Consider the following 10,084-nt stretch of genomic DNA (forward strand, 5'->3'; position numbering starts at 1 on the left):
ACTGATGAATTCGTTTCAATGGCTCTGGCCGTGCCACGGCACCAGCTTGCGTTGCAGGGCGCGCAGGCCCATTTCCAGGGCGAAGGCGATCAGGGCGATGACCAGGATGCCCAGCACCACCACATCGGTGACCAGGAACTGCGCCGCCGACTGGACCATGAACCCCAGGCCGCTGGTGGCCGCGATCAGCTCGGCGGCGACCAGGGTCGACCAGCCCACGCCCAGCCCGATACGCACACCGGTAAGGATGTCGGGCAACGCGCTGGGCAGGATCACGTGGCGGATCAACTGCGCCTTGCTCGCCCCCAGCGACTGCGCGGCACGCAGTTTCGCCGGATCGACGGTGCGCACGCCGGTGGCGGTGGCAATGGCGATCGGGGCGAAGATCGCCAGGTAGATCAGCAGCACCTTGGACAGCTCGCCGATACCGCACCAGATCACGATCAGCGGCAGATAGGCCAGCGGCGGGATCGGCCGGTAGAACTCGATCAGCGGATCGAGCACGCCTCGGGCGATACGGTTGCGACCGATGGCAATGCCGATCGGGATCGCGGTGAGGATCGCCGCTCCCAGGGCCAGGCCGATACGGCTCAGGCTGGCGCCGAGGTGCTGCCACAGGGTCGATTCCATATAGCCCTGGGTCAGCAGCAACCAGGCCTTGCCCAGTACCGCTTGCGGCGAGGGCAGGAACAGTGGCTCGATCCACTCCGCCGCGGTCACCAGCCACCACAGCGCCAACAGGCCGCCGAGGGTCAGGCCGCTGATCCAGCGGGTGCTCAGGGTGCGCCGCGCACGGTGGGCGCTGGCTACCGGTTTGGCCGTTACCGGCAGGTCGAGGCTGCTCATGCGAACTCCTGCCGGCCAGCGGCGCTGCGTTGGGAAAAGACCCGCGCCAGCACATGCTCCCGGGTTTCGATAAAGCGCGGGTCGGACTTGATCGAACGCGCCGACTCACCGGCCGCGTAGCGCTGGCCGAAGTCCAGGTGCAGGCGCTCCACCACCCGGCCCGGGTTGGGCGCGAGGAGGATCAGGTCGGTGGCGAGGAACACCGCTTCCTCGATGTCATGGGTAATCAGGAATACCGGCTTGGCGGTACGCTGCCAAACCTGCAGCAGCAATTCCTGCATCTGCTCGCGGGTGAAGGCGTCGAGGGCGCCGAAGGGTTCGTCCATCAGCAGCACCCGAGGGTCGGCCGCCAGCGCCCGGGCCAGGCCGACGCGCTGTTTCTGCCCGCCGGAAAGCTGCCAGATACGCCGTTCGGCGAAGCCGGCGAGGTCCACCAGGGCCAGCATTTCCCGCGCCTTCTGCTCGCGCTGCGGGCGCGGCACGCCGGCCAGTTCGAGGCCGAAGGCGACGTTGGCCAGCACGTCCTGCCAGGGCAGCAGGGCATCGTCCTGGAACACCACGCCACGCTCGGCACTCGGGCCTTGCACCGGCACCCCGTCGAGGGTGATGCGTCCGGCGCTCGGGCTGACGAAGCCGGCGATCAGGTTGAGCAGCGAGGTCTTGCCGCTGCCGGAAGGGCCGAGGGCCACCAGCAATTGCTGCGGGCCCAGGCTCAGGGAGATGTCGGCGAGCACCGGTTCGGCGGCGCCGGGATACTGTGCGCTGATGCGCTCCAGCTGTAACAGGGCCATGACGACTCCGGGAATCAGTTGGTGATGAACGAGGAACTGACGTACGGCGAATAATCCGGCAGCACCGCCTCGACCTTGCCCTGCTCCTTGAGGAACTTCGCGGTCTCGGTGATCGCCTGGGTGGTCGGTGCGCCGAGGGCAGCGATCTGGTCGGCGGCCAGCGGGAACACGTTGCCTTGCAGCAGGCCGGGGATATCGCTGGTCTTGGCGCCGGACAGCTTGGCCAGCTTGTCGACGTTGGCCTTGTCGGCCAGCCAGGCTTGCGGGTCCTTGCGGTAGTCGGCGTAGGCGTCGAGGGTCACCTTGGCGAAGGCCTTGACCACGTCCGGGTGCTTGTCGGCGAAGTCCTTGCGCACGATCCAGGCATCGAAGGTCGGTGCGCCTTTCTTGGCCAGCTCGCCGGAGGTGATCAGCACCTTGCCGTTTTCCTTGGCTACACCGAGGGCCGGGTCCCAAACGTAGGTGGCATCGATATCACCGCGCTTCCAGGCGGCGATGATCGCCGGCGGGGCGAGGTTGAGGATCTGTACCTTGGACGGGTCGATATTCCACTGTTTCAGTGCAGCCAGCAGGCTGTAGTGACCGGTGGAGACGAAGGGCACGGCGACTTTCTTGCCGATCAGGTCCTGCGGCGAATTGATTCCCGAACCTTCACGGGCGACCAGGGCTTCGGCAGCGCCGATCTGGGTAGCGATGAGGAAGGTTTCCACGGGCAGCTTGCGGGTCGCGGCGGCGGCCAGGGGGCTGGAGCCGAGGTAGCCGATCTGCACGTCGCCGGAGGCAACGGCGGTGATCACATCGGCACCGTTATCGAATTTGCGCCAATCGATGCTGGCCTTGCTGGCCTGCTCGTAACGGCCATCGACCTGGGCCACCTTGGCCGGATCGACGGTGGTCTGGTAGGCCACGGTCAGGTCGGCGGCCTGGGCGAAAACGGCAGCACCGGCCAGGGCCAGGGCGGAAAACAGGCGCAGCGGGGCGAAGAAGGTCATGTTGCACTCCTGGCGGGACGGTGGTGTGGTGAATGGGATGAAGATTAATTGATCTAAGAAAACAGAAATAAATAACTTTTTAGAATTAGCTTAGGAGACAAAGCTCCAAGGCTATATGCGGACCCTGTGGGAGCGGGTTCACCCGCGATTACGGTGGTGGATTCACTGACGCAATCGCGGGTGAACCCGCTCCCACAGGGTCCGCGGCGCTGTTGAATCTGTGTTGCTCCAGCAACAACCCGCTGTCTATTCATATTCCCAATCGTTAGTTCAAATATTTTTTATACACGATTACGGTATATGCACCGGACCACCGGACCCCAACGCTTTTCTGTCGAGTTCCCAGAAGATGAGGTCAGGTCATGTCCAATCTCGCCACTACCACCGTCCATAGCGATCTGGACACCGCGCCGCTGCTGTTGCCCGCCAAGGTCCTGCGCAGCGACGCCGAGGCCATCCAGGCCGCCCACGAACTGGCCGCCATCGCCCGCCCCCAGGCCGGCAAGCGCGACCAGCAACGCAAGCTGCCCTGGGCCGAGGTCGAGCAGTTCACCCGCAGCGGCCTGGGCAGCATCAGCATTCCCCGTGAATACGGCGGACCAGGGCTGTCGTTCGCCGCCCTGGCCGAAGTGTTCCGCATCGTCAGCGCCGCCGATCCGGCGCTGGGGCAGATCCCGCAGAACCAGGTCGGTATCCTGCAACTGATCCGCGGTGCCGCCACCGAACAGCAGAAAGAAGTGCTGTTCCAGTCCGTGCTGGACGGCTGGCGCATCGGCAACGCCGGCCCCGAGCGCGGCACGAAAAACACCCTGGAACTCAAGGCTCGCATCACCCGTCAGGGCGACGGCTATGTCATCAGCGGCCAGAAGTTCTACTCCACCGGCGCCCTGTTCGCCCATTGGGTGGCGGTCAAGGCGCTGAACGACGAAGGGCGCCAGGTCATGGCCTTCGTCCGTCGCGGCAGCCCGGGGCTGCGCATCGTCGATGACTGGTCCGGCTTCGGCCAGCGCACCACTGCCAGCGGCACCGTGCTGCTGAACGAAGTGCCGGTAGAGGCCGATCTGGTGATCGAGAACTGGCGCATCGGCGCTACCCCGAATATCCAGGGCGCCGTGTCCCAGCTGATCCAGGCCGCCATCGACGCGGGGATCGCCGAAGCGGCCATCGAGGACACCATCGCCTTCGTCCGTGAGCGCGCCCGCCCGTGGATCGATGCCGGCGTCGAGCGGGCCAGCGACGACCCCTACGTGATCGCCGATGTCGGCCGCCTCAAGCTCGAACTGCATGCCGCCACTGCCCTGCTGGCCAAGGCCGCCAAAGTACTGGACGAGGTGGATGCCGCCCCGGTGACCGTCGAATCCGCCGCCCGTGCCTCCATCGCCGTGGCCGAGGCCAAGGTGCTGACCACCGAGATTTCCCTGCTTGCCAGCGAGAAGCTGCTGGAGCTGTCCGGCAGCCGCGCGACCCTGGCCGAATTCAACCTCGACCGCCACTGGCGCAACGCCCGGGTACACACCCTGCACGACCCGGTGCGCTGGAAGTACCACGCCGTCGGCGCCTACCACCTCAACGGCACCCTGCCTGCCCGGCACTCCTGGATTTGACCAGACCACTGGAGCCCCTTCGATGAGCCATGTTTCCCTTCCGCACCACGATGTGCCGGTGATCGCCGACGACGCCCAGGCACTCGCCATTGCCGAGCAGATCGCCGGTGCCTTGCAACAGGACAGCATCCTGCGCGACCGTGAACGCCGCCTGCCCCATGCCGAACTGGAGCTGTTCTCGCGCTCCGGGCTGTGGGGCATCAGCGTGCCCAAGGCCTACGGCGGCGCGGGCGTATCCAACGTCACCCTGGCGAAAGTCATCGCCCGCATCGCCCAGGCCGACAGCTCCCTGGGGCAGATTCCGCAAAACCATTTCTACGCCCTCGAAGTGCTGCGGGTGAACGGCAGCGAAGCGCAGAAGCAGCGGCTCTACGCCGAGGTGCTGGCCGGTGTGCGCTTCGGCAACGCCCTCGCCGAACTGGGCACGAAAACCGCCCATGACCGCACCACCCGCCTGACCCGCGACGGCGAGCAATTGCGTATCAACGGTCGCAAGTTCTATGCAACCGGCGCCATCTACGCCCAGCGCATCCCTACCTCGGTAGGCGATGAAAGCGGCGTGCAGCAGTTGGCCTTCGTGCCCGCCGACAGTGCCGGCCTCAAGGTGATCGACGACTGGAGCGGCTTCGGCCAGCGCACCACCGGCAGCGGCTCGGTGGTGTTCGACAACGTGCCGGTCGATGCCGACGACGTGGTGCCCTTCCAGAGCGCCTTCGAGCGGCCGACACCGGTCGGCCCGCTGGCACAGATCCTCCACGCCGCCATCGACACCGGCATCGCCCGCGCCGCCTACGAGGACGCCCTGCACTTCGTGCGCACCCGTACGCGCCCGTGGATCGACTCGGGCAACGACAAGGCCAGCGAAGACCCGCTGACCCTGAAATCCTTCGGCCACCTGGCAATCCGCCTGCACGCCGCCGAAGCCCTGCTGGAACGTGCCGGCGAATTCCTCGACCGCGCCCAGGCCGAACCGAATGCCGAGAGCGTGGCCGCCGCGTCCATCGCCGTGGCCGAGGCCCGCGCCATCAGTACCGAAATCTCCCTGACCGCCGGCAGCACCCTGTTCGAACTGGCGGGTAGCCAGGCCACCCTCGCCGAGCACGGCCTCGACCGCCACTGGCGCAACGCACGCACCCATACCCTGCACGACCCGGTGCGCTGGAAATACCACGCCATCGGCAACTACTACCTGAACGAGCAGAACCCACCGCTGCGGGGGACCATCTGATGGCGAAGAAGAAGATCCTGCTCAACGCCTTCAACATGAACTGCGTCGGGCATATCAATCACGGCCTGTGGACCCACCCGCGGGACACCTCGAGCCAGTACAAGACGATCGAATACTGGACCGAGCTGGCGAAGCTGCTGGAGCGCGGGCTGTTCGACGGCCTGTTCCTGGCCGATATCGTCGGCGTCTACGACGTCTACCAGCAGTCGGTGGAGGTGCCGCTGAAGGAGTCGATCCAGTTGCCGGTCAACGACCCGCTGCTGCTGGTCTCGGCCATGGCGGCAGTAACCCGCAACCTTGGTTTCGGCCTGACCGCCAACCTCACCTACGAGCCGCCCTACCTGTTCGCCCGGCGTCTTTCCACCCTCGACCACCTGAGCCGTGGCCGGGTCGGCTGGAATATCGTCACCGGCTACCTCGACAGCGCGGCCAAGGCCATGGGCCTGGACGAGCAGCCAGAGCATGACCGGCGCTACGACCAGGCCGACGAGTACCTGGAAGTGCTCTACAAACTGTGGGAAGGCAGTTGGGAAGACGGCGCGGTCATCGAGGACCGGCAGCAGCGGGTCTACGCCCGGCCCGACAAGGTGCACAAGGTTCGCCATCACGGCGAGTTCTACAAGGTCGAGGGCTACCACCTGTGCGAGCCCTCGCCGCAACGCACGCCGGTGCTGTTCCAGGCCGGCGCTTCCGAGCGTGGCCTGGGCTTCGCCGGGCAGCACGCCGAGTGCGTGTTCATCAGTGGCCAGACCAAGGCCGCGACCCGCGCCCAGGTCGACAAGGTGCGTGCCGCCGCCGTGGCCGCCGGGCGCGATCCGCAGGCGATCAAGGTGTTCATGGGCATCACGGTGATCGTCGCCGACAGCGAAGAACAGGCCCGGGCCAAGCATGCCGAATACCTGCGCCATGCCAGCGCCGAAGCCGGCGTTGCGCATTTCTCCAGCTCCACCGGCATCGATTTCTCCGCGTACGAACTGGACGAACCGATCCAGTACGTCAAAAGCAACGCCATCCAGTCGGCAACGAAGAACCTGCAAAGCAACGACTGGACCCGCCGGCGCCTGCTCGACCAGCACGCCCTGGGCGGACGCTACATCACCCTGGTCGGCTCGCCCGGGCAGGTTGCCGACGAGCTGGAAAGCTGGGTCGCCGAGACCGGCCTGGACGGCTTCAACCTCGCCCGCACCGTGACCCCGGAAAGCTACGAGGACTTCATCGACCTGGTCATTCCCGAGCTGCAAAAACGTGGCTCGTACAAGACCGCCTACGACAACGGCAGCCTGCGGGAAAAACTCTTCCCCGCCGGCACGGCGCACCTGCCCGCCGAACACCCCGGCGCCCGCTATCGCCATTCGCACACCACCACCGCCCAGCAGAACGGAGCGCTCCAGCATGCTTAAGACCCTTATCGGCCGCCCCGTCGCGGCCCTCGCCCTGTCCCTCGGCCTGATCGGCGCCAGCCACGCCGCCGATGCCCTGAAAGTCGGCACCACCGCAGCCTTTGCCGTACCACTGGAAGCCGCGGTCAGCGAAGCCAGGAAGCAGGGGCTGGACGTGGAGCTGATCGAATTCAGCGACTGGATCGCACCGAACGTCAGCCTCAATGCCGGCGATATCGACGTTAACTACTTCCAGCACATCCCCTTCCTGGAAAACGCCAAGGCCGCCGCCGGCTTCGACCTGGTGCCCTATGCACCGGGGATCATCAACAACGTCGGCCTGTACTCGAAGAAGTACAAGAGCTTCGACGAGCTGCCGCAAGGCGCCACCGTGGCTATCGCCAACGACCCGATCAACAGCGGGCGCGGCCTGCAACTGCTGGCCAAGGCCGGGTTGATCACCCTCAAGGACGGTGTCGGCTACAAGGCCACCGAAGAAGACATCATCGCCAACCCGAAGAAGATCAAGATCCTTCAGGTCGAAGCCGTGCAACTGGTGCGCGCCTACGATGATGCCGACCTGGTGCAGGGTTACCCGCACTACATCCGCCTGGCCAAGACCTTCGATGCCGAATCCGCGCTGCTGTTCGACGGCATCGACCATAAGGAATACGTGATCCAGTTCGTGATCAAGCCCAAGAGCAAGGACGACCCGCGCCTGGCGAAGTTCATCGACATCTACCAGCACTCGCCGGTAGTCCGCGCGGCACTCGACAAGGCCCACGGCAAGCTCTACCAGCCGGGCTGGGAGAGCTGAGATGGGTATCGCCAACGCCCGCGTGGCGCTGGATGCGCCGCCGCTCGAAGCGGTGCGCCGGGTGCTGCACCCGGAGCTGAACAGCGCCCATGTACGCTTCATCGGCCTGCACAAGACCTACCCGGGGCAGGATGCCCCGGCCCTGGCCGATATCGACCTGACCATCCAGCACGGCGAGATCTTCGGCATCATCGGCCGCAGCGGTGCCGGCAAGTCGTCGCTGATCCGCACCATCAACCGCCTGGAGCAGCCCAGCGGCGGGCGGGTACTGATCGACCAGGTGGATATCGCCGGGTATGACGAGGACCAGCTGGTCGCCCTGCGCCGGCGCATCGGCATGATCTTCCAGCACTTCAACCTGATGTCGGCCAAGACCGTCTGGCAGAACGTCGAGCTGCCGCTGAAGGTCGCCGGCGTGCCCAAGGCCGAGCGCCGGCGGAAGGTGGAAGCGCTGCTGGAGCTGGTCGGCTTGCAGGAAAAGCATCACGTCTACCCGGCGCAGTTGTCCGGCGGACAGAAGCAGCGTGTGGGGATTGCCCGGGCGCTGGTGCATGACCCGGCGATCCTGCTGTGCGACGAAGCGACCTCGGCCCTGGATCCGGAAACCACCGAATCGATTCTCGGGCTGCTGCGGGATATCAATCGGCGGCTGGGGCTGACCATCGTCCTGATTACCCATGAGATGGCGGTGATTCGCGACATCTGCCACCGCGTGGTGGTGCTGGAGCGCGGGCGGGTGGTCGAGCAGGGCGAAGTCTGGGAAGTCTTCGGCGACCCTCGGCACGACGTCAGTCGCACCTTGCTCGCGCCATTGCAGCCAGCCCTGCCGCCGTCGCTGCTGGAGCGCTTGCTGCCCACGGCCCCGGATGCAAACGCGGCACTGGTGCTGCGCTTGCGCATCAGCGGCCAGGACCGCGAGGCACCGGACCTGGCCGCGTTGTTCGCAGCGCTGGGTGGCAAGGTCAGCCTGTTGCAGGGCGGGATCGAACCGATCCAGGACCGGGCCCTGGGGCAGTTGGTGGTGTCGGTTTCCGGCTCGCCGCACGCGCACGAGGCGATTATCGAACGTGCCCGTCACTGGGCCGCGCAGGTGGAGGTGCTGGGCTATGTGGTTTGATCGCTTGTTGCAGGGGGTGATCGACACCCTGCTGATGGTCGGCGTGTCGTCGCTGATCGCCTTGCTGGTCGGGATTCCGCTGGCGGTGATCCTGGTCACCAGCGGCAAGGGCGGGATCTTCGAAGCACCCACTGTGAACCGCGTGCTGGGCGCGTTCGTCAACCTGTTCCGCTCGATTCCGTTCCTGATCCTGATGGTGGCGCTGATTCCCTTTACCCGGCTGATCGTCGGCACCACCTATGGCGTCTGGGCTGCGGTGGTGCCGCTGACCATCGCGGCAACGCCGTTCTTCGCACGGATTGCCGAGGTGAGCCTGCGCGAGGTCGATCACGGCCTGATCGAAGCGGCGCAAGCGATGGGCTGCCGGCGCTGGCATATCGTCTGGCATGTGCTGTTGCCAGAGGCGCTGCCGGGGATCGTCGGCGGCTTCACCATCACCCTGGTGACCATGATCAACTCCTCCGCCATGGCCGGAGCCATCGGTGCCGGCGGGTTGGGAGACATTGCCTACCGCTACGGCTACCAGCGCTTCGACAGCCAGATCATGTTGACGGTGATCGTCATGCTGGTGGTGCTGGTGGCGTTGATCCAGGTGAGTGGGGATCGGTTGGCGCGCAGGTTGAACAAGCGCTGATCTTGAAGCGACGCGCACCCCTGTGGGAGCGGGTTTCACCCGCGATAACGTCAGTGACGCCACCACCGTAATCGCGGGTGAACCCGCTCCCACAGTGTCCGCGATCCGCTTCCAGACATGTGGTGAATCACACGCCTGGTGTCACAGAAAGAAGGGTTTACTACCTTGAAAGTTTCGACTTTCAAGGGCTCCACCATGTCCTATCCTGCTTCCAAGCGCTTGCGCATTGGCCGTTACTCTGAACCTGGACGGTTTTATTTTCTCACTTGTTCTGTAGAAAACCGGGAGCCTCTATTCCAAGACCTGTGGCTCGCCCGTGCCGTCGTGCGACAGTTTCGTCTGGCACAGGAGGAGGGCGCTGGCACCTCGCTTGCCTGGGTGGTGATGCCCGATCACATCCACTGGCTGGTCGAACTACACGAGACACCGCTGGATGTTCTGATGAGGCGTTTCAAATCCCGCAGTGCCTATGCCATCAACCGACTTCGACAGACCCGCGGACGAATATGGCAGGCAGGGTTTTATGATTTTGCACTCCGACGGGAAGACAACACTCGGGATGTGGCCCGGTACATCATTGCCAATCCGATCAGGGCGGGGTTAGTGGAGAAAGTCAGGGATTATCCACACTGGGATGCCGTGTGGGTCGCAGGAGGTTGATTCAACGCGTCTACCC

General features: G+C 65.2%; 10 protein-coding genes. 7 read left to right on the forward strand and 3 right to left on the reverse strand.

The genetic code is table 11. From position 1 onward, the window contains the following. Positions 1–15: 15 nt before the first annotated feature. From tauC to tauA, 3 genes are read right to left on the reverse strand one after another with little or no spacing between them, the layout of a single operon-like run. Positions 16–846 (reverse strand): taurine ABC transporter permease TauC, encoded by an 831-nt coding sequence (gene tauC / locus ACKLLE_RS19640; protein ID WP_064303799.1) that lies wholly within the window; start codon positions 844–846, stop codon positions 16–18. Continuing rightward, positions 843–1,637, reverse strand: coding sequence for a taurine ABC transporter ATP-binding subunit (gene tauB / locus ACKLLE_RS19645; RefSeq protein WP_009396003.1), 795 nt, complete (start codon positions 1,635–1,637; stop codon positions 843–845). Before tauB ends, tauC begins: the two co-directional genes overlap by 4 nt. A 14-nt stretch (positions 1,638–1,651) precedes the next feature. Continuing rightward, the gene (gene tauA / locus ACKLLE_RS19650) at positions 1,652–2,629 is read right to left on the reverse strand and encodes a taurine ABC transporter substrate-binding protein (protein ID WP_420058816.1); all 978 of its coding nucleotides are present in this window, start codon (positions 2,627–2,629) and stop codon (positions 1,652–1,654) included. A 362-nt stretch (positions 2,630–2,991) separates the two neighbouring features. Between tauA and ACKLLE_RS19655 the strand changes: the two genes are divergently transcribed. The 7 genes from ACKLLE_RS19655 to ACKLLE_RS19685 all read left to right on the forward strand — a co-directional run bounded on the left by ACKLLE_RS19655 (position 2,992) and on the right by ACKLLE_RS19685 (position 10,068). Next, positions 2,992–4,233, forward strand: a complete 1,242-nt coding sequence (locus ACKLLE_RS19655) for an SfnB family sulfur acquisition oxidoreductase (protein WP_420058817.1) — start codon at positions 2,992–2,994, stop codon at positions 4,231–4,233. A gap of 22 nt (positions 4,234–4,255) precedes the next feature. Further along, complete coding sequence (locus tag ACKLLE_RS19660; RefSeq protein WP_420058818.1) at positions 4,256–5,461, forward strand: SfnB family sulfur acquisition oxidoreductase; 1,206 nt, start codon at positions 4,256–4,258, stop codon at positions 5,459–5,461. Beyond that, on the forward strand, positions 5,461–6,861 hold the full coding sequence (locus tag ACKLLE_RS19665; protein ID WP_420058819.1) for an LLM class flavin-dependent oxidoreductase: 1,401 nt from the start codon (positions 5,461–5,463) through the stop codon (positions 6,859–6,861). Before ACKLLE_RS19660 ends, ACKLLE_RS19665 begins: the two co-directional genes overlap by 1 nt. After that, a complete protein-coding gene (locus ACKLLE_RS19670) occupies positions 6,854–7,657 on the forward strand; it encodes a MetQ/NlpA family ABC transporter substrate-binding protein (protein ID WP_420058820.1) in 804 nt (267 codons plus the stop codon). Before ACKLLE_RS19665 ends, ACKLLE_RS19670 begins: the two co-directional genes overlap by 8 nt. A gap of 1 nt (position 7,658) precedes the next feature. Further along, on the forward strand, positions 7,659–8,774 hold the full coding sequence (locus ACKLLE_RS19675) for a methionine ABC transporter ATP-binding protein (RefSeq protein WP_420058821.1): 1,116 nt from the start codon (positions 7,659–7,661) through the stop codon (positions 8,772–8,774). After that, on the forward strand, positions 8,764–9,408 hold the full coding sequence (locus ACKLLE_RS19680; RefSeq protein ID WP_279900833.1) for a methionine ABC transporter permease: 645 nt from the start codon (positions 8,764–8,766) through the stop codon (positions 9,406–9,408). Before ACKLLE_RS19675 ends, ACKLLE_RS19680 begins: the two co-directional genes overlap by 11 nt. Before the next feature lie 195 nt (positions 9,409–9,603). Beyond that, on the forward strand, positions 9,604–10,068 hold the full coding sequence (locus tag ACKLLE_RS19685; protein WP_081263222.1) for an REP-associated tyrosine transposase: 465 nt from the start codon (positions 9,604–9,606) through the stop codon (positions 10,066–10,068). Positions 10,069–10,084: the final 16 nt, after the last annotated feature.

The sequence above is a fragment of the Pseudomonas bharatica genome, from assembly GCF_048586865.1.
GTDB classification, from domain to species: Bacteria; Pseudomonadota; Gammaproteobacteria; order Pseudomonadales; family Pseudomonadaceae; genus Aquipseudomonas; species Aquipseudomonas bharatica.

Coding starts and splice junctions, on each gene's coding strand:
- tauC (WP_064303799.1), bottom strand. CDS start 846: ATGAGCAGCCTCGACCTGCCGGTAACGGCCAAACCGGTAGCCAGCGCC.
- tauB (WP_009396003.1), bottom strand. CDS start 1,637: ATGGCCCTGTTACAGCTGGAGCGCATCAGCGCACAGTATCCCGGCGCC.
- tauA (WP_420058816.1), bottom strand. CDS start 2,629: ATGACCTTCTTCGCCCCGCTGCGCCTGTTTTCCGCCCTGGCCCTGGCC.
- ACKLLE_RS19655 (WP_420058817.1), top strand. CDS start 2,992: ATGTCCAATCTCGCCACTACCACCGTCCATAGCGATCTGGACACCGCG.
- ACKLLE_RS19660 (WP_420058818.1), top strand. CDS start 4,256: ATGAGCCATGTTTCCCTTCCGCACCACGATGTGCCGGTGATCGCCGAC.
- ACKLLE_RS19665 (WP_420058819.1), top strand. CDS start 5,461: ATGGCGAAGAAGAAGATCCTGCTCAACGCCTTCAACATGAACTGCGTC.
- ACKLLE_RS19670 (WP_420058820.1), top strand. CDS start 6,854: ATGCTTAAGACCCTTATCGGCCGCCCCGTCGCGGCCCTCGCCCTGTCC.
- ACKLLE_RS19675 (WP_420058821.1), top strand. CDS start 7,659: ATGGGTATCGCCAACGCCCGCGTGGCGCTGGATGCGCCGCCGCTCGAA.
- ACKLLE_RS19680 (WP_279900833.1), top strand. CDS start 8,764: ATGTGGTTTGATCGCTTGTTGCAGGGGGTGATCGACACCCTGCTGATG.
- ACKLLE_RS19685 (WP_081263222.1), top strand. CDS start 9,604: ATGTCCTATCCTGCTTCCAAGCGCTTGCGCATTGGCCGTTACTCTGAA.